At 35.6% G+C, this 20,349-nt stretch carries 15 protein-coding genes; 12 read left to right on the top strand and 3 right to left on the bottom strand.

The window, feature by feature from the left end; all coding sequences use genetic code 11:
* Positions 1–3 precede the first annotated feature (3 nt).
* The 4 genes from NTHER_RS09820 (at position 4) to NTHER_RS09805 (ending at position 5,758) form a co-directional block, all read left to right on the top strand.
* Positions 4–1,392: an efflux RND transporter periplasmic adaptor subunit gene (locus NTHER_RS09820; RefSeq protein WP_012448369.1), complete on the top strand. Its 1,389-nt coding sequence runs from the start codon at positions 4–6 to the stop codon at positions 1,390–1,392.
* The gene (locus NTHER_RS09815; RefSeq protein WP_012448368.1) at positions 1,389–4,493 is read left to right on the top strand and encodes an efflux RND transporter permease subunit; all 3,105 of its coding nucleotides are present in this window, start codon (positions 1,389–1,391) and stop codon (positions 4,491–4,493) included. Before NTHER_RS09820 ends, NTHER_RS09815 begins: the two co-directional genes overlap by 4 nt.
* A 19-nt stretch (positions 4,494–4,512) precedes the next feature.
* Complete coding sequence (locus tag NTHER_RS09810) at positions 4,513–5,094, top strand: TetR/AcrR family transcriptional regulator (RefSeq protein WP_012448367.1); 582 nt, start codon at positions 4,513–4,515, stop codon at positions 5,092–5,094.
* Positions 5,095–5,266: 172 nt separating this feature from the next.
* Positions 5,267–5,758, top strand: a complete 492-nt coding sequence (locus NTHER_RS09805; RefSeq protein ID WP_012448366.1) for a hypothetical protein — start codon at positions 5,267–5,269, stop codon at positions 5,756–5,758.
* Here the strand turns inward: NTHER_RS09805 and NTHER_RS09800 are convergent.
* Positions 5,755–7,428, bottom strand: a complete 1,674-nt coding sequence (locus NTHER_RS09800) for an amidohydrolase (RefSeq protein WP_012448365.1) — start codon at positions 7,426–7,428, stop codon at positions 5,755–5,757. The two genes, NTHER_RS09805 and NTHER_RS09800, sit on opposite strands and share 4 nt — an antisense overlap.
* Positions 7,429–7,606: 178 nt before the next feature.
* Here NTHER_RS09800 and NTHER_RS09795 point away from each other — a divergent pair, with 178 nt between their 5' ends.
* From NTHER_RS09795 to hisC, 3 genes are all read left to right on the top strand, one after another.
* Complete coding sequence (locus NTHER_RS09795; protein WP_012448364.1) at positions 7,607–8,695, top strand: DSD1 family PLP-dependent enzyme; 1,089 nt, start codon at positions 7,607–7,609, stop codon at positions 8,693–8,695.
* Between the two features lie 62 nt (positions 8,696–8,757).
* Positions 8,758–10,422, top strand: a complete 1,665-nt coding sequence (locus NTHER_RS09790; protein WP_012448363.1) for a thiamine pyrophosphate-binding protein — start codon at positions 8,758–8,760, stop codon at positions 10,420–10,422.
* Positions 10,415–11,518 (top strand): histidinol-phosphate transaminase, encoded by a 1,104-nt coding sequence (gene hisC, locus NTHER_RS09785; protein WP_012448362.1) that lies wholly within the window; start codon positions 10,415–10,417, stop codon positions 11,516–11,518. Before NTHER_RS09790 ends, hisC begins: the two co-directional genes overlap by 8 nt.
* Here hisC and NTHER_RS09780 read toward each other — a convergent pair.
* Positions 11,515–11,949, bottom strand: a complete 435-nt coding sequence (locus NTHER_RS09780) for a Fur family transcriptional regulator (RefSeq protein ID WP_012448361.1) — start codon at positions 11,947–11,949, stop codon at positions 11,515–11,517. The genes hisC and NTHER_RS09780 overlap by 4 nt on opposite strands.
* A gap of 201 nt (positions 11,950–12,150) precedes the next feature.
* Here NTHER_RS09780 and NTHER_RS09775 point away from each other — a divergent pair, with 201 nt between their 5' ends.
* The 4 genes from NTHER_RS09775 to NTHER_RS09760 all read left to right on the top strand — a co-directional run bounded on the left by NTHER_RS09775 (position 12,151) and on the right by NTHER_RS09760 (position 16,930).
* Positions 12,151–12,930 carry an energy-coupling factor ABC transporter permease gene (locus NTHER_RS09775; RefSeq protein ID WP_012448360.1) on the top strand — a complete coding sequence of 260 codons (780 nt, stop codon included), beginning with the start codon at positions 12,151–12,153 and terminating at the stop codon, positions 12,928–12,930.
* A gap of 5 nt (positions 12,931–12,935) precedes the next feature.
* Entirely contained in the window at positions 12,936–13,652 is a 717-nt protein-coding gene (locus NTHER_RS09770) for an energy-coupling factor transporter transmembrane component T family protein (RefSeq protein ID WP_012448359.1), read from the top strand.
* Positions 13,637–14,470: an energy-coupling factor ABC transporter ATP-binding protein gene (locus NTHER_RS09765; RefSeq protein WP_012448358.1), complete on the top strand. Its 834-nt coding sequence runs from the start codon at positions 13,637–13,639 to the stop codon at positions 14,468–14,470. Before NTHER_RS09770 ends, NTHER_RS09765 begins: the two co-directional genes overlap by 16 nt.
* Before the next feature lie 207 nt (positions 14,471–14,677).
* Positions 14,678–16,930, top strand: a complete 2,253-nt coding sequence (locus NTHER_RS09760; protein WP_012448357.1) for an ankyrin repeat domain-containing protein — start codon at positions 14,678–14,680, stop codon at positions 16,928–16,930.
* A 637-nt stretch (positions 16,931–17,567) separates the two neighbouring features.
* Here the strand turns inward: NTHER_RS09760 and NTHER_RS09750 are convergent.
* Positions 17,568–18,851 carry an IS110 family RNA-guided transposase gene (locus NTHER_RS09750; protein WP_012448356.1) on the bottom strand — a complete coding sequence of 428 codons (1,284 nt, stop codon included), beginning with the start codon at positions 18,849–18,851 and terminating at the stop codon, positions 17,568–17,570.
* A gap of 606 nt (positions 18,852–19,457) precedes the next feature.
* On the opposite strand from NTHER_RS09750, the gene NTHER_RS09745 reads away from it, so the two are divergent.
* Complete coding sequence (locus NTHER_RS09745; RefSeq protein ID WP_012448355.1) at positions 19,458–20,210, top strand: LytR/AlgR family response regulator transcription factor; 753 nt, start codon at positions 19,458–19,460, stop codon at positions 20,208–20,210.
* The last annotated feature ends 139 nt before the right edge of the window (positions 20,211–20,349 follow it).

The following is a 20,349-nucleotide window of genomic DNA, read 5'->3' as shown; positions in this document are numbered from 1 at the left end:
ATTATGTCTAAACAAAACCAGCAGATACAAAAACAAAAGTCTTCAGGTACAGATACAGAGGCTCAAAACAAAAAAGCAACTTACAATCAAGAGTCAAAAATTAGAACTTGGTTTAACAAAAATAAAAAAATAGTAAGTGGAGTGCTTTTAATAGTTTTAGTTCTGGCTGTTGGGTATTTGAATCGGGATTTGTTCTTTGAAGAGGAAATAGTTGTTGAAGAAGAACGCCCTTTAGTAGAAGTGACCAATCCTGAAATACAGGATATCGAAAAAAAAGCCACAGTAATAGGAAGTGTAGATCCTACAGAAAGAAGGATTATAGTTCCGGAAGTTGCAGGTGAAGTGAAATCTCTTTATGTAGAAGAAGGAGACTATGTTAGCCATGGTGATTTATTAATGGAACTAGATGATGGCGATTATCAACTTCAATTGGAAGAAGCTCAGGCAAACTTAGATGGAGCTAAAGCACAACTCGAAAATGCTAAAAAGGGTGCTAGAACGGGAGAAAGAAAAGAAGCTGAAACTAGTGTTGAAAGAGCCAGAGAAGCGAAAGAGCAAATGGAAAGGGAATTAGAAAGAGTAGAAACATTACATCAGGACGGTTATGCCTCAGATCAAGAACTGGAACAGATGACTTTACAGTACAAAAATGCAAAAGAGCAACTGAGGGCTGCTGAAGGCTATAAACAATCAGTTGAAGAAGGAGCTAGGGACGAAGAGTTAGATGCCTTGCGATCCCAGATAAAAAGGGCTGAAACAGGGGTAAAATTAGCTGAAAGAATGATTGATCGGACTAAAATCACAGCTCCTGTAGATGGTGAAATTACTATGGTTGATGCCGAAGAGGGAGAACTAGTTGGTTCCGAATCCCCTGCCTTTGTAATGCTAGATCCGGATAGCTACCAGGTGTTGGCTGGCTTACCTGAGTCTTATGTAAACCAGGTTAGTGATGGAGAAACTGTCGATGTTAAAATTCCATCTGCTTTAGATGAAGAGTTTGAAGGAATGATACATCACGTTGGTCAATTGCCTCCAGAAGAAAATGCTAAGGGATATCCTATGGAAATAGAGTTAACACCTGAGATAGAAAAACAAGTACGGGCTGGAATGTATACTCAAGTAAATGTGACTATAGAAAAATCTGAAGATGCTCTAGCAATACCTCAACATGCAGTTGTAGAGGAAGAGGGAGAAACAGGAGTGTTCATAGTTGATGAAAGTACAGAAAATCAACAAGTACAATTTATCGAGGTAAAAACAGGAATTAATGAAGACGGTTACATTGAAATCGTTTCAGGTCTATCTGAAGATGATTTAGTCATAATAGAGGGCTTTCAAGAAATTGAACAAGGTATCAGAGTAGATGCGACAGAAATGGGTGATGATTCATGAATCTTGCAGGTATAGGAATAAAGCAACCTATTGGAGTTTTAATGGTTGTAATTGGGGTAATATTAATAGGATTTATTGCTGTTTCAGAAACACCAATCGATTTATACCCTGATATAGATTTGCCTGTTGTAATGATTGCGACAGAATATGAAGGGGCTGGTCCTGAGGAAGTTGAGAACATGGTTACCTCTCATTTGGAGGATGCACTTTCTACTGTTGATGGCATAGATACCATAATGTCGACTTCCCGTCCTGGTGAAAGCGAAATTATTATCAGGTTTGACTGGGGTACAGATATGGATTTCGCAGCCTTAGAAGTCAGGGAAATGGTTGATATGGTGATGGAAGAGTTGCCAGATGAAATTGGACGTCCTTCAGTTATACAATTAGATCCTGATATGCTTCCGGTGATTCAAGCCGGGATTGAAGGGGATTTAGAAGATCAAGAGATGACTGAACTTGCAGAAAATGTTTTAGCTAGTAGAATTGAACGACTTGAAGGTGTTGCATTGGTTGAAGTGGCAGGTGGTGTAGAGCGGGAAATCCAAATCCAGGTAGACCCGTATAAGCTTTCTGCTTATGAAATATCGTTAGAAGAGTTAGGTGAATTAATATATGCCTCTAATGCTGACGTCTCCGGAGGTGAAATTCAAGATGGACGAAGGGAATATTTAATTGAGGTAGAAGGTGAGTTTGAAACTGTAGAAGAAATTGAACAACTGATAGTTACTGAATCTGGTGGCATTCCTATAAGACTTAAAGAAATAGCAGAGGTTAAAGATACAACTGAGAGACAAAGACCGATCACTAAAATTAATGGGGATTCCACGGTATCTCTATCAGTACGGAAGGAAAGTGAAGCTAATACGGTTGATGTAGCCAATGTAGTTCAAGAAGAGTTTGATGAATTAGAAGAAGAATTGCCTGAAGATATTAGGTTTGATGTAGCCATGGATCAAAGTGAATTTATTGAAGCTAGTATAAGTACATTAGTGAATATGGGAGTTTCGGGAGCAATAGTTGCTATGGTTGTTTTGTGGTTGTTTTTAGGAAATATAAGATCTACTATTATTATAGGAATTGCAATACCAATTTCTGTGATAGCAACTTTTAACCTAATATATTTTCAAGAATATACATTGAATTTTATTACCTTAGGAGGACTAGCGCTCGGTATTGGTATGATGGTGGATAGTGCTATCGTTATACTAGAAAATATATTTCGAAAGAGAGAAGAAGGGTTACCTCCTGTTGATGCTGCAATAGAAGGAAGTAAAGAGGTCACTAGTGCCATTATAGCTGCTACGATAACTAGTGTAATAGCTTTTTTACCTATTGTTTTTGTAGAAGGAGTAGCCAGTATTGTTTTTGCACCTTTAGCATGGACTGTTACTTTTGCATTAGTTTCATCTCTAATTGTAGCGTCAGGAGTAATTCCTTTGATGACTACTAAATTTATTGGAACAGACGTCAATTTGTCAGAACGCTCAAATAAAATAACTAAAATATTTGATCAAAAGTTACAAGTAATGACGGAAAAATATGAGTATATAATAGAGTGGGGATTAAATAGTCGAAAATTAATTGGTACTATATTTGTAGTAGTTTTATTTGTGACACTATCTTTAATACCCCTAGTTGGTTTTGAATTTTTGCCACCACTGGATACTGGTGAAATTTCAGTTAATATTGAAACACCTGTAGGAATGCCTATCGAGCAAACTGAAGCAGTTATAGGGGAATATGAAGAAATGTTGATGGAAATAACAGAAGTAGAAACGGTTTTTACTAGTATTGGTGGTGGTGGCTTACTAGATGATGAAGTTTCTAATGTTGGATCTATAGAAGTAGAATTAGTGGATGAATCTGAAAGAGATAAAGAAACAACGGAAGTTGTAGAAGACATAAGGGAAGAATATCCTAGGATTCCTGGGGTAAGTGTAACTGTTACTGAAAAGGACTTAGCTGCAGGAGCCGTAGGACTCGATGACGATATAGATATTTCAGTTAGAGGAGATGACCTGGAAACATTAGAAAAATTAACTGAAGAAATTGCAGAGACAGTACGATCTATAGAAGGTACTGAAGAAGTTTCTACTAGCTTTGAGGAATTAGCTCCACAACTAACTATAAACATGAATAGGGATCAAGCTCTTACTCATGGTTTAACACCTTATCAAACAGGTGCTTATCTAAACACTGCATTGAGTGGACAATTAGTATCCTTATACCGTGAAGATGGAGAAGAGTTTAACATGGAAATACTGATGGAACATCCTGAAGAGTGGGATTTGGCAACTATAGACTCGTTTTTTATTCAGAATCCTCAAGGTAATCTTGTCCCTTTAGAAGAAATAGCAGATACCAGTGTAGGAGAAGCGCCTCGGGATATTGAAAGACAAGATCAGTTACGTTCGGGTAATGTAACCGGCTTAATTGAAGGGAGAGATCTCGGTTCTGTTATGGATGATATTCAGGATGAATTGGCTAAAAAAGACTTACCTACTGGGTATAATATCGAATACATGGGTATATACCGGGATACTGTGGAAGCTTTTGAAGAACTTACTTTGGCATTAGGATTATCAGTAATTCTTGTGTATATGGTGATGGCTTCTCAATTTGGTTCATTATTGTATCCATTTATTATCATGTTTACCATTCCATTGACTATGTTAGGAGTAGTATCTTCACTATTAATTACCGGTCGTACCTTTAGTTTGGTGGCATTTATTGGTGTAATAATGTTGGCAGGTATAGTTGTTAATAATGGGATAGTAATGGTTGATTATATTAATTTACTATACAAAGAACGAGGGTACTCGCGACATCAGGCAGTTGTAGAAGCTGGTAAAAAACGACTGAGACCAATATTAATGACCACGTCAACTACGATAATTGGTATGGTACCTCTAGCACTTGGTATTGGTGAAGGAGCTGAAGCTATCGCACCTATGGCTACAGTAACAATTGGTGGCCTACTGGTTTCTACTTTATTGACTCTTATTATCATACCCGTAATTTACACAATGATGGATGATGTCAGTATATGGTTAGCAAGTAGAAGGACTAACACTGAACAGCAAACGACTTCATCTTAGTAGGTATGAAAAGAAAGAGGTGTTAAATATTAAAAAGCGTCAAATAATCAAAGCTGCTACCCAAGTTTTTGCAGAAAAAGGCTATCATGACACTAAGATAGATGAAATTGCTCGCGAAGCAGATGTAGCTAAGGGATCAGTTTATCTTTACTTTCAAAGTAAGGAAGATTTATTTATAGAAATGATGAAAGATGGAGTTAAACGGTATAAAGATGTCAAAATATCGGTATTGGAACAGGACCTTCCTTTATATCAAAAACTAAAAAAGATGTTAATTGAAGAAATAGAATTTTTGTGGGATAATCAGCAGGTGGCCAGGTTTCTACTCACATCTGATATAGTTACTCAAGACACTTTGTACAATTGGTTACTGAAAGTGAGAAATACTTTTATAGAAAAACTAACATCGGAATTTGACAAAGCTATTGAAACAGGGGATGTCATAGCTGGCGATTCCTCACTTTATACCAGAATATTTCGAGGAGTAGAACATCAAGTCATAGGTTATTATATAATTATTGATGGCAAAAAGCCCAATGAAGAGATGATAGATAAAGCACTAGCTGCATTAACTAAAGGGATTTTTAAGGAAAACAATTGATCAAATTGATCACATTAGTATAGCAATAACGAGCTTTCCGGTAAAAAACACCTTCCTAAACTACTTTTGTAGTAAGGAAGGTGTTTTTGATGAGCAGCAAATCAAGTAACAATCAAACTCAAAAATTCATATCATGAAAGAAATTCAGACAGATATCTTAGGGAGGGATAATTTGTATTGTGAAATAGAGGGATTGGTCCTAAGCCCAATATCTGTCGAGCCAGGTTCATTTTTTAAAACCAGACTGTTTACAGGTGAGTATGAAATGTTAAGTGCCAGGGGCTGGGACGAATATCAGTTGGCTGGCTATATTATTCAAAACAATCGTGTTTTTGGTTTGGGGAGGACTTCAATCATAAGTCCAAAACAAGACTATTCAAAACTAAGGAGTTTTAATGCTCGACCTTCATCAGTGATTTGTTTTCAGAAAGAGCTTTTGATGCCTGTGATTCTCAGAGTTGAAAACAATGTCTTATATACACCAGAGAGGTTTCAACAGCAGTTAGGGCTAAAAATAGTTGATAAGAATAAGCTAATTTTCTTTGGTCATTCTTTAAGCCATCCGTATTTTACGGTTAAATGGGTTAGTAAAGGAACCTTCGATATAAATATTAGCCCAATAATAAATAAAATTATACGAAGTGAAAGTCGGTCGGTTCATTAATTGATATTTGAATGAACTATTTTTCCGTCAATGATCGTCATATTTACATCGGTCTTCAATATATCTGATTCAGGACATGTTAGAAGATCATGGGAGAGTACCGCAATATCTGCTAGTTTGCCGGCCTCTATAGACCCTTTTGTATTTTCTTCAAAGGTTAAATAGGCACTGTTAATTGTAAATAGACGAAGCATTTCTTCTCGTGAAATTTTCTCTCGAGCACCCAAGCTTTTTCCTTGAGATGTCTTGCGAGCTACAGCGGAATACATGCCATAAAAAGGGTTGTAATGTGCTGAAATCATGTCAGAATTACATGCCACAGTAATTTTATTGTTTAAGTAAGTTTTGATAGGTGTAAAATACTCTATTTGCTCTTGGTTTAACACATCCCAGTACAGATCTCCTTCGACGTACATGAAACCGGGTTGAAGGGAACCGGCTATATTATATTCTTTCATTATTTCTAGAGCACGGTCAGTTGGAAAATATCCATGGATAATATTATGTCGGACATCATTTCTAGGGTATCTGTCGATGACTTTTTTAAAAGCTTCTAACACGATATCCTGAGCTTTATCTCCACAAGTGTGTATGCCAATGGACCATCCTAATTCTTGAGCTTTATGAAATAACTTTTCCATCTCTTCAAAATCAAGTCTTAAGGGAATATTGCTCTTGGTTCCATCTATCCAAGGTTCGTACATCAAAGCTGTCTTTGACCCTACACCACCATCTACAGCGAATTTTAACGGCCCGATACTGAACCATTCATTGCCGAAAGGATCATTTATACCCAAATAGTCCATAAATTTCTCTGTTTCATTGGGATCGCTTTTATTAGATGAAATAGCCGCTAGCCCGTAAGCTTCCGGCATCATTTGCAATCTGATTGGAAGTTCACCTTTTTTGTATAGATTTTGGTATCCTCTCATGACTGGAACGCTGACACCAGGGTCTAGAACTGTAGTTATGCCATACTGTAGATACTCATTCATGGCTGTTTTAACACGTCTTTCAACTAATTCTTGAAAATTATAATTGGAATTATAATCGTCTTTAATAAGTCGGCTTACTAAAGCTTGAGCGCCATTTCGCAAAATACCAGTTGGTTCCCCGGTTTTCGGGTCCTTATCAATTGTTCCGCGCTGGGGTTGAGGAGTGTTTTTATTTATTCCAGCTAATTCGAGAGCTTTACTGTTACAAAGATCCATGGCAAATAATCTTGATAGAACCACGGGATGATCGGGAGCCACTTCATCTAAATCCCAGCGGTTTGGCATGCGGTTTTCCGCGAACTGACTTTCAATCCAGCCACCACCCCGAATCCACTTTCCTTTCGGGGTTTCTGAAACCTTTGCTTTGACAGCTTCTTGTAGCTCTTTTATGCTTTCCAGTCCGAAAGCCATTACTCCTTCCATTAAAATCCCTGCTTGATATACATGATTATGAGAATCTACAATACCAGGAATTACAGTTTTACCTTGTAAATCGATCACTTTAGTGTTAGGTCCCGTAGTTTTCAATAATTCTTGTGTTGTTCCCACATGAGAAATTAAATTACCAAAAATACCGATAGCTTCAGCAATACTGTTGTTTGAGTCAACAGTAGCTATCTTGCCATTAATCAGAATTAGATGTGGGGATGTACCCGTAAAATCATGATTGTGCAAAAAAAGCACCTCCAAATTGAGAAATAAACACATTTTTATATTATATTAAAAATTCTGTAATTAATTTTAAAATCCTTTAGTACTTAGAAAAACCCTGTATTTTACTAAAAATTTTGTTAAATATAAGAAAATTTAGTATCATATATGTATAAAAATTATTGAAAGAGGTGATCTCAAAATGAAAAGCGAATTAGTTTCAGGTTTAAAGCTAGAAAATCTACCAACTCCAGCTCTACTACTTGATATGAGTAACCTAGAGTACAATATAAATTTATTAGCTGATTTTTTTAGAGACAAGCCTTGTGATATCAGGCCACATATGAAAGGTCATAAAAATTTAACTATTGCACATATGCAAATTGATAGAGGTGCTATTGGAGTGACTTGTGCCAAAACGAGTGAAGCAGAAGTGATGGTCAACGGAGGAATTAAAGACATTTTGATTGCTAATCAGGTAATAGAAAGCGGGAAAATAAATCTTTTAGCTGAACTGGCAAGGCGCGCAGATATAAAAGTTGCAGTGGATAGCTATCAAAATTGTGAAAATTTATCCCGTATAGCAGTTGAGCATGGTGTAACTATAGGGGTTCTTGTAGAAATGGATATTGGACTTGGAAGATGTGGCGTGAAGAGCTTTGATGAAGGCATAAATCTTGTTCAGGAGATACAAAAACTTGATAATCTTGAATTTCGCGGTGTCATGGGTTATGAGGGACCTTTTAGAGACAAAACTCAGTCTGAGAAATCTGATATGGTTAAAGAGAGTTTGAGTCGAGTTGTTCAATTAAAGCGAAGAATAGAACAGGAAAATATCCAAGTTGAAATTGTCAGTTGCGGCAGTACAGGTACTTGGGATATTACTGGTAATTACCCCGAAATAACAGAAATCCAGGCTGGTACTTATCCATTAATGGAAGTGCCCTATTTAGAGGATGGGTTACCCTTCAAATCAGCTTTATCTGTATTGGCCACAGTAATCAGTAAGTCTCATGATAAATTAATACTGGATTGTGGTTTGAAAGCCGTGACAGATGATCAAGGAATACCCAAATTGATGGATTATGACAGTCCTATTGTCGGAATTAACGAAGAACACAGCATAGTTGAGATTGATCACGAAACGGAAAAACTGGAGATTGGAGATAAAATTAGGATATTGCCAGCACATTCATGTACGACAGTGAATTTGTACGATTACTATTGTTGTCTTCGAAATAACGAAGTTGTTGATATCTGGCAGGTTCATGCCAGAGGAATGGTCACTTGACTTATATATTATCTATGGTATAGGAAAATGGAAATTAATTTTAATCTTAGAGGTGATAAAAGTTGACACTTAAAGTTTCACAAGTAATAGTCAATTGTTTGGAGAATTTAGGCATAGAACATGTTTTTGGTATCCCTGGAATACATAATTTAGATATTTATGAACAACTGATCAGAAGTGAAATACAGCATATTACCGCTCGGCATGAAGAAGGTGCAGGTTACATGGCAGATGGTTATGCCCGGGTTTCTGGTGATCCAACTGTTTGTTTTGTTATTACTGGACCTGGCCTTACCAATATTTCAACTGCTGTAGCACAAGCTTATTCTGATTCTGTGCCAATGATAATCATTTCCACTCAGGTACCGGATAGATTCCGGGGAAAAAATAAGGGTTTTTTACATGAATTGAATAACTCTACCAATTTCATGAGATCTTTTGTCAAAGAAAGTAGACAAATCAATAGAAAGGAATATGTAGCAATAGCTTTGAGAGAAGCCTACCAACTTTCTATTTCAGGTAGGGGTGGACCTGTGCATCTTGAAATACCTATAGATATTTTACAGTCAGAGTTTGAGTATTATCCGGAACCTCTCCATTTTACACGATACCCAGTGCAAGAACCTTGGACTTGTAATCCGGACAAAGATTCTTTGGAGGAGGCCGTGAATCTGATTGAAAACTCTGATAGTCCAGTAATTATTGCAGGAGGGGGGAGTGCAAATGGGAGGGATCTGGTTATTGATCTTGCAGAGAGATTGCAAGTACCCGTTTTACAAACAGTTAGTGCTAAAGGGATAATTCCAGAAGATCATCCTCTATGTATAGGAACAAGGCTTCACCTCCCTTCAGCAGCTGAGATGTTAAGGGAAAGTGATTTGGTAATAGCCATTGGTTCAGATCTGTCCCTAGCAGACTTTTGGGACCGAGAAATATTTTTCAATAATTTAATACAAATCAATATTGACTCTAGCAGTTATTATGAAAAATGCTATCGTAATGTTTTTTTATACGGAGATGTTAGGTGTATTGTGGACTCCATTTTATCTAAATTAAAAAGCAGTCATCCTTGGGAATATAAAGAATTTAATGAAAAAGAGGCTAGAAGTAGATCATTAACACAAAGTGTAGTTTCAAAAACCAAAGCTGAATTAGAGGAAGTTACAGGGATAAAAAATAATTTAAATCAATTATTAGAGCTAATAAATGTGTTAAGGCTTGAACTGCCGAGTACTGGTATTTTAGTGACTGATTTAACTACTCCATCTTATCTAGCAATAAGTGAATTTCCTGCATACTATACATCGACCTTTTTGCATCCAGTTAATTTTGGTACTTTGGGATATGCACTGCCAGCAGCAATAGGAGCTTACTTGAGTCTCGGCTGTAAAACAGTGGTTTTAACTGGTGATGGGAGTATTCAATTTACTATGCAAGAATTAGCTGTAATAGCTGATTTACAGCTCCCCATAGTAATTGTGGTTTGGAATGATCAAGGTTATGGTGAGATTAGGCGCAATCAAAAAGCTCGTCAATTTACTTCTACAATTGCCGTTGACCATACTCCTCCGTCCTTTGAATTTTTAGCACAGGCTTATAACTTACAATTTTATAATATTACAGAGGAGCAAGAGTCTGAAAAAATTAAAGGTATAATTCAATGGGCACTGAGTTCTAATAAACCCTCGTTAATAGAAATAACTCCGGGTGGTGGTGTAGATGCTTAAAAGTTTTAGAAAACCCTTGCATAATATGGAACCACATTATATCTCGGAAAATACATTGGAAAAAAAGCGTCGTGAGTTAGGTCTATCTCACTTTGTTAAACTGGGTTTTAATGAAAATCCTTATGGACCATTTCCTAGTGTAATTTCTGCCATGAGACAAGAACTTGAAAATTTAAATAGATATTCCGATGAGAACTTTCTTGAAGTTAAGCGCTTGCTAGCTGAAAAATTTCAATTAGATATAGGTTTTATTGCCATTTCTCATGGGGCTGAAAATATGCTGCAAACTTTGAGTAAGTGCTTTATTAATGAAGGGGATGAAGTAATTATCCCAAAAAATTCCTTTAGACTTTATCAAGACTACTCGAAGATCATGGGTGCCCAAATTAAATTAACAACTCTAAAGAATTACAAGATTGATTTAGACAAAATTATTAATGAAATAACAGAAAATACTAAGTTAATTTGGTTGTGTAATCCTAATAATCCCACAGGGACTATTTTTAGCCAGGACGAATTAATTGATTTTTTAAACAAGATTTCTTCAGATATTTGGGTTGTTGTAGATGAAGCTTATGCTGAATTTGTAAATGATGATAAATATCCAGATCTTTCCCAAATAATTCAGAATCGGAAGAATGTTATGTCTGTGAGGACATTTTCAAAGGCCTATGGTTTAGCAGGAGCTAGATTAGGTTATGTACTGGCCAATCGTGAAGTTGTTGCCATCATTAATCGAGTAAGCCAACCTTTTAATGCCAACCGAATTGCCCTAGCAGGTGCTAAGGCAGCGTTGTTGGACAAAGATTACTTTGAATATACTCTTAACGAATTGAAAAATAACAGAAATTATCTGATGAAATCCTTGCATAACAGAGGTTTTAATGTTGTGGAATCACATACAAATTTTGTATTTTTTGAAGGGCAGTTTTCAGCGAAACAATTACAAGAAAGGCTTTTAAAAAGGGGGATTTTCGTTCAAGCAGGTGATGGTTGGGGATATCCTCAGGGAATCAGGGTTACAGTAGGTACCTGGGGAGAAATTGAAGCTTTTTTAACTGGTTTAGATCAAGTGCTACAGGACTTGACTACTTAATTAGCGCATTCATCACAAGATCCTTTTAATACCATTTCTCTGTTTGTGATAGTGTATTGAGAATTTGGCGGTTTTATCTTAGGGATTTCTATTTCGGTAAAACATTCAACTTTACCACAGGAAGTACAGATGAAGTGCGGGTGATAATGGTCTTTGCATTGGGATTTGTCTTGTTCAGTTATAGCGAATCTCCAGGTTTTGTCTCCTCCTTCAACTTTGTGGACTATAGCGGCCTTTTCAAAGGCTCGTAATGCTCTATAGATACTCACTTCATTTAAAGGATGTTCTAAACTTTGTGAAATTTCTTGTTGGCTTAACGGCCGCTGTTCTTTTAATAGAAGGGTGAGTATTGCAATTCTACCCGGAGTTTTTTTAAGCTCTGCTTCATCTAGTAATGTTATTGCTCTGTGATAAAGATTGTATTCTGACATTCTTCTCGCTCCTTTATTTATATATTCAAGTACATGATAACATAAGTTTATTTTATCTGCCCAGTGTTGGATATCTCAATACTGACATACACTCTAAGACTTGACCATAGGATAATATTGACATGGCCTTAGTATGGGATTACAATGAATGCGAAATGCAAGTGACTTGCATTTGTAAGGGAAAGGGGAAGGAGGATTTATATGAGTCATATTCATTTGCCTGACGGAATAATCCCAGTACCCTGGTGGCTAGCCGGATATTTGGTAGCAGTTTTGATTATTTATTTATTGTTATCCAGAGTAGATAGTACAGAAGCACGTTATCGGATACCAAAAGCAGCAATGGCAGCTGCCTTTATGCTAGTTGCCATGTCAGTTCCTCTAGGATTTTTACCCATACATTTGAGCATGGCAGTACTGGCTGGAATTTTAGTAGGACCGGGGATTGGATTTTTATCAGTTTTTGTTGTTAATTTCATTCTTGCCCTTGTAGGCCATGGAGGAATTACAATTGTGGGATTAAACACATTAGTTATTGGTTTAGAAGTATTGGTGGGGGCCAAGATATTTAGCTATTTATTATCTAAAACTACAGTTTGGAAGGCAGCTTTTTTGGCTGTGATACCTGCCCTGATTGTATCTTTGGTCTTCACAGTGAGCTTAGTAGGAGCTACGGTGAGCTGGGCAGAAGCATTACCCTATCATCAACATGATTGTGATCATGATCATGACCATGATGATCGTTCTCATGCCAATCATAATGGACATGATAGTCATGGACACTCTGAAGGTAATGGTGAGGGTATAGAAACAGCTCTGTCCGAGATACATATACTCACTTTAACTGGCTGGACCGCTTTGTTAGTGATTTTAGCTGTTGGTATTACCTTAGAAGCTATATTAACTGCCATTATCGCTAATTATATCTATAAGGTCAAACCAGATTTATTAGAGGCAACAAATAGTTTGCCAGGGAGGTAACAACGATGCACCTGGAGAGAATTGATTATATAGCCAATTTCGGTGATAGTTGTTTCCACAGGGCACGTCCTGATATTAAAATATTTTTTACAGTCTTACTGATAATTTTAATTATAACCAGCCCTAATTTGTTGTTTTTAGGGGGGCTAGCAGTATTCGTAATTTCATTATATCTTATAGCGCGCATTCCCCTGGCTACTACCCTCCATTTATCATTATACCCTGCTTTTTTTAGTTTGTTATTTGCCGCTCTATTAAGTCAAAATTCCTGGGAAGTAGCAGGGATCATTATATTAAGAGCTATTACTGCTGCCTTGGTATTGATTTTTCTATTATCAACTACTTCTTATGTTGATATTTTTTCTAGAATATCATCTTTGATGCCGTCCTTTTTGGCTGATTTATTTTTATTTACATATCGTGGAATTTTTATTTTATTGCAAAAAAGTTCAACTATGATTAAAGCTATTAGATTACGAGGTGGATTAAGACCTTTATCATTAATTATTAATATTAAAACAACAGCGGGTATGATTGGTTTATTATTAATTCATTCTATTACTATCAGTGAACGGGTTTTTCAGGTACTCATGATTAGGGGATACAACGGATCATTACCCTGTTTAAATTTCCGGACTAACTTGCAGAGAGAAGATTATTTGGTTATGTTTTTTTCAATAATTGTGCTTTTATGGGCGGTGATAATATGGATCCGATTATAATAGTTAGAGACTTAAAACATGTATACTCTGACGGCACTACAGTGCAAATTTCAAATCAGAAAAGCCTAATCGCCCATCGGGGAGAAAAATTAGCCATCCTTGGGGCAAATGGAACAGGAAAGACTACAATTCTATCGGTGATTATTGGTTTAACTAAGCCCACTCAGGGTCAAGTGGAAGTGGCTGGACTTATACCTGGGAAACAATTCAACAGACTCAGACATAAATTAGGAGTTGTGCTTCAAAATGTCGATGAACAAATTATAGGTCCTAGGGTGTATGATGATATAGCCTTTACTCTGCGACAAGCCAAAGTTGCTAGGGATCAAATCGAAAGAGAAGTTAATAGAGTGGCTTCATTACTAGGAATTGAACATATACTACATAAAATTCCTCATTATCTAAGTGGAGGAGAAAAGCAGAAAGTAGCACTAGCGGGTGCTTTAGTACATAAGCCTGAACTGTTAATACTGGACGAGCCTTTAGATTCTTTAGACTCTAAATCCCATGAAGAAGTAGAGAAAATATTAAACTGGATAAATGATGAATACGGTGTGACAGTGTTGTTAACAACCCATGATTTAAATTGGGTTGCAGGTTGGGCAGACAATGTATACGTTTTATCAAAAGGAGAAATACTTGCCAGGGGAAAGCCCGATGAAATTTTAATAGATTTGGATAAACTGCATCAAGCAGGTTTGCATCCACCAATGTTGGTTATGCTTTTTCATAGATTGAGACAAAGGGGATATCAGGTTGATATTCCAGTTACATTGGATCAAGCAGAGTATTATTTGAAAGGAATTAATAACACTTGACAGCTGAAGACAGCTGTCTATTTTAATTTCTATCTTTAACGATTATTGAACTTTTAATTCCATAATCCGTCACATTGAAAATTTTACAGTATCAACAATATATAGAGCGCTATTTAGGAAAGGAATTTTTGTGATTTTGTTGAAATTATTTAGAGTTAGCAGAATATGGTTATATTGACCCTCTTAAGGTAAGGAGCGGGCATAAAAATGTTATTTAGATTGAGAAAAATTTTATTAGATTTTTTACAAGTTATAAAAGATAATTACGAAAGAAATTATAAAATTGCTGAAACCTTATGTTGTGTAGTTTTTCCTGTCATTACTAGTGTCTTCTTAGTAAATCTACCTTTAACTTCGTATACTCAATTTATAATACTAATTTTATTTTTCATAGGAGGACTAGTCTGGTCGGTATCTTTTACTTCTATATTAGGCAAGTTATTATTTGCTATCGGTTTAGTGATTCCCATAATAGTACACACAAGTGATCGATCTGAATTGTTATATCTAAATTATGTTATTCTTTTAACTGTTATTTCTCTAAGAATTGCTATTTTATGGTATGTTCCCAAAAGAAGAAATTGGATAGCAACTTGGGTTTCACGAATTGAACTATTAAATCAGAGATTTACCCCAAATGAAGTGAATTTGTTTGAACTAATTGAAAAAGGTGATAAAGATAGCACTGCTAGAGCAGTTTTAGCAGGATATCATCAAATTAATACCTGGGATGAACAAGGACGGACACCGTTAATAACTGCCGTTGAGAGGGATATGTACAGTACTGTGATAAATTTATTAAACCTGGGAGCAAACCCAGAACTAGGCGGTAAAAAAATATATGATGAATTAACTCCCTTATACTTGGCTATTGATAGACAAAATACAAATGTAATTGCAGCTCTTTTAGATCAAGGTAAATCGTCTTTATTTGAATCTCGTGGTACAAACCCACTTAAATATGCTATTAGCCGAGGTAAGAAAAACTCAGTTCGTAGTTTGATCAACTATATTGAAATAAATGAAAGTAATAGAACCAGCAATGAAGGTTATCAAAAATTTGAAGTTTATTTCCCTGAAGATAATTTTGAATTTAAGAATCATCAGTTCAATAATACTCCAAAAATTAACATTAATGAAGAATACGTAAATTTGTTAAAGAAAAATCCAAATTTTTGGATGGATAAGTTAAAAAAATTATTTGCAGGAGATACCTGTATCTTTTCCCAAAAAGCCGGGTATTTGTTAGTCATTACTAAATGTAATTATCTGTATCAAGTAAATAAGTTTGTCAGAACTCAAGTTAATGATATTGATACTATGTCTATTCCTGTAGGTGTTTTAAGAGCAGGTGATCAATTGGAATCAAATTTAAAAGTCACTAACCATCGTGCAAGTGAAGGGTGCTATACTTTTCCTTCATCATCAACAGCTATAAAATGTGATGACTGTCAAGGAACGGGGTATAACCAGTGCCCTGCTGCCTGTGATACAGGTATAGTAAAATGTAAGAATCCAGATTGTATCAAAGGATTTGTTAAATGTGATGAATGTTCGGGAAGAGGAGAGATAACAAAAGAATGTCAGGATTGCAAAATTGGTTATCAAAATTGTGACTTGTGTGATGGAAAAGGTTTTTATCAATGTGCTTATTGTAACGGAAATGGTTATCTAACAGAAAAAGTTACTGAAAGTTGTCCTTGCAAAACCCAATGGCTTAAAAGCTGTCCCCACTGTCAAGGTAAAGGTAAAACAGATGGTTATGTTTGTACAGTTTGTCATGGCAAGAAAGTTTTGTGTTCAGAGTGTAATAATTCCAAGCAACGTGAAACGGAAGAATGCAGAGAAGTTAGTTGTCATAACTGTCAGGGGACTGGAATTGGAGAATACTGTGACTGCAGTGATGGCTATGTAAAGTGTAAAACTTGTGGCGGTAATGCACAAATATTAGAGAACTGTTCAACTTGTCATAGTAGTGGAAGCGTAAACTGTCAGCGCTGCCAGGGTGATGGAAAAGAGAGGTGTCAGCGTTGCAATGGCCGAGGTGTAGTAGGATGTAGTAGTTGCGAAGGTACCGGAAAACTATATCATATAACTTATACAGAACTAAGTTATAGTCCAGATTTCCAGGGTGATTATGCTTTATACGATACAATAGATAGACAAATAACACAAAAATTTTACGATATTAGCCCTCAGTATCTTGACGAAAAATACAGAGGAATTTCTGATCAATATAGATATATTTCTAGGGAAAAGTTAACTAAAATAGCTAACTATACTAATGATGATCAGGAGATAATTCAAGAATTAAATAAGTTTTTAAATGAAATTCAATCTAATAACGGAAGAAAATTATTACTGGAAACTCTAGATATGTTAGTAATCAAATATGATATTATTGAATTTTTAGATGGAGATTGTATTGTCTTATTTGAAGAACAAGACCCGATAGGTTAGAAGTATTAGAGAACATTAGTTACTAATATCCCTTAATAATCTGTTTTAAATTGTCCTTTTTTTCGTTTTTTTTATTGGGTTTTTGCTTATATACAACTTGTCTAATTAATTTTTGACTCTTTAAAAGCCTGTTTTGGTTATTTTGAGAAACAGGCTTTTTTTTGTTTAACCTACTTTTTTCTTCATTTACAAATTCGTCAACTAGTTTTAAGGCATCAAATAATTTTTCCAGGTTCTTAGCTTCATTATTAATTTTTATCCCCTCCCTCTATAAATTAATTATTTCTTCAATATACTCACTCATTCTCAAGATTTCACTACCATCCATTTTAAGGACTAGGAAGAAAATTTCATATAATGCAATTTTTGTAAAACAGGAGTACCTTTAAATAAGGGTTGTTCCTGGCAAAATATGGTGGCACATTTAATGGATCTCCACTTGTTCCTTGGTGGTTTTACCTCCCATATCTCACTGGGTCCATTATGGCCCTTATAAATTCCTTCGTTCTACCTAGCCAAGGGTGGAGGCCAGTTTTGCTCCTTAGCAGGGTCAATGCCCGAATGGATTATTATGACTGGCTTCTCCGTGCTCCTTTTGTGGATGTAGTATAAATTCTTAAGACTCCAATTTGGCTGCTTATGCAGCATCCTGCAATAAATTTAATGAACTGTTCTTTAACATCATCCTGCCATTATAAGGTGTCTTTTTGGTACCTAGGGCAAACAAAACTCTGATCAATCTACACGCTAATGCTACAAGCGATTGTTTCTTTTTTAAGGGATTTTCTGGCCTTGTGGTATAATAATCGTGTAATAACTTAAATTCAGGGTTTTTGGCTACTAATGGAATCACGCAGCGATATAAGAGTCCTCTCAAACGAGGTCGACCTCGTTTGGTTATCTTGGTTTCACCTTTGTGCTTACCTGAACTGTTCTCTTTTAGATTTAAGCCTGCCAGCTTCTTAATTTGATTTGGATGTTGATAATTAGAAAGATCACCCACTTCAGCCAAAAATCCTGCCACTGTTACCATCCCTACTCCAGGAATACTCATCATTTCTTCTGCTCCTGGAATTTCTTTTAAAATATTTTCTATCTGAACAAGTACTTGTTCTAACTCTTCTATTAAAGCGTCATACTGCGACAATAGGGTTTTCAATTCTTGTCTTGCCATTATCTCGCCTTCTGTTAGCCCAGTACTGTTTTGGGCTGCTTCTTTCAGCTTTTTTGCTCTTTTTTTACCTACTGCTCGATTTACTTCTTGTTTCCAGCAACTTACTATCTCTTCTTCACTATGACCTAATATTTCTTTTGGTAGGGGAAATTTTTTTAAAGTTAATAGTGCTGCTTTTCCATCCCAGTTCTTAAACACTGTGCTGAATTCTGGGAAGTAGCGATCTAACCAATTGTCTACCCTACCTTTTACACGCCTTAAGTCATCTGTTAGCCGATCTCGCAAATTCATCCCATTCCGTAGTTCTGCATATATTCCTGTAGGGATATTGGGTACTGAGTAACGGCCATCTTTTACTAACTGTGCTATCACTTTTGCATCTTTAATATCATTTTTAGTTGGTGAGTTGTCGTCTAGTTCTTTGCTTTTCTTTACGTGATTTGGATTTACTAAAATAGTTTGGATACCTGTTTGCTTTAAAAATTGAGCTAGAGTCAGCCAGTATTGGCCAGTAGGTTCCATACCTACTAAGACTTCTTCTTTTGCTTGTTCTTGTTTGATTACCTCTAGCCAACTTAAAAACTTCTTAAAACCTTTCCTGGTGTTTTCAAAGGTGATTGGTTTCGAAAACTCCACACCCCGAAAATCCTGAGCTCTTGCTACGTGTTCTGCTTTTGCAATGTCTACTCCGATAATCAAACTTGACTCTTTTACTTGATTAATTCTCTCATTTTGGGTATACTTCATGGTAAGTACCTCCTCTGCTTAAATTAAGGGTCGTCATTTCTAGGTGTAGCGACACCTCGTATATTAGCAGGAGGTACTTTTTTTATCAATCTTCATTTTAATTCATTACAGGAATGCTCCTTTATTTAAATTGACAAAGTTAATTATTAAAATCATCAATAATAATCATTTGCATCCTTTATATATACTTTTTCTATAAATTAAGCAGATCATCCTTTTATTTAGAGTTAATAACCGTTACTAATTAATGAACAGACCTAATGTAATACTGAATATACACTTCATTGAATTTTTAAAACATCTTGTCAAAGAATTTAGGTAGTATTAAAAAAATGTCGTCGAAAATCCCATATTGTGGAAGGAATTATGTTAAATAATTGCGAATTATTATAACACATGGTTTTTATTTATTTAGTTGTTGATAACTGTAAAATTTTTAATTGAAAATTTTACAGTTATCAACATTCAACTTTAATACGGCCTTTTATAAAGAAAGGAGGGGGAATGGTGAAATAAAACTATTTTAGATTGGTTGAAAGTTTTGAGTGAACGAAGATTATATTTTTAAATTTATGTTTTAAGTATTATTAAAAGGCGAGTGATAACATGGGTGGTGTGGTTGTTTTAATTTTAGAAGATGAACCTTATACCAAAAAATATGTCAAAAACTTGGTTTCTCAAAATAAAATGGTTAAAGAAATTTATGACACAGAAAGCTCTAGAGAGGCTGTCGAAATGGCGGAAAAAGTGCAGCCTGATATTGCTTTAATTGACATTGAGTTGACGGATCAAAGAATGAACGGCTTAGAGACTGCACAATTAATCAAACAAGTCAATCCGGAAATAGAATTTATATTTGTTACAGCTTATTCTGAATACGCTTTGCAGTCTTTCTCTGTACATCCCTTTGATTACCTGGTTAAACCAATTGATGAGGATAAGCTATTAAATTCGATTAAGATGCTTATAGAGCGATTAAATTTAAATAGGAATGGTAGTGAATCTAACAAAGAAGCTAATGCACGTTTAATAATTGAAGAACCTAAGAAGATGTTGTTTATTCCTCTTGAAAATATTCTATTTTTGGAAAAACAAAAAAACAAAAATCAAGTGTTGATTCACATACAAGATGGGAAAATTTATGAAACGACTAAGAGATTAAGTGACTTAGAAGAAGAATTGACGGATAGCTTTGTCAGAACACACAGATCGTATATTGTTAATGTAAATAAAGTACTTAAGGTTATGGAGATTTACGATCGATCTTATGAGATAGAGTTTAGAGAAAGTAACAAAAAAGCTCTTTTAAGTCGATATAAGCTAGAAGAATTTCAAGAACAAGTAGCAATAGACTCCTAGAATGGACATAATAGATACATACTTTATATTAGAATAAGGGTTGCCCAGGAATTTTTGGGCAACCCTTATTTGTTGTGCGCCATGCATGACGATTAGCTAGGTGGTGTAAGTCCACTATGGGGGTTTGTAGTTACCAACC

The organism is Natranaerobius thermophilus JW/NM-WN-LF (assembly GCF_000020005.1).
Lineage (GTDB): Bacteria > Bacillota > Natranaerobiia > Natranaerobiales > Natranaerobiaceae > Natranaerobius > Natranaerobius thermophilus.
This window is presented reverse-complemented; position numbering and strand designations above follow the sequence as displayed.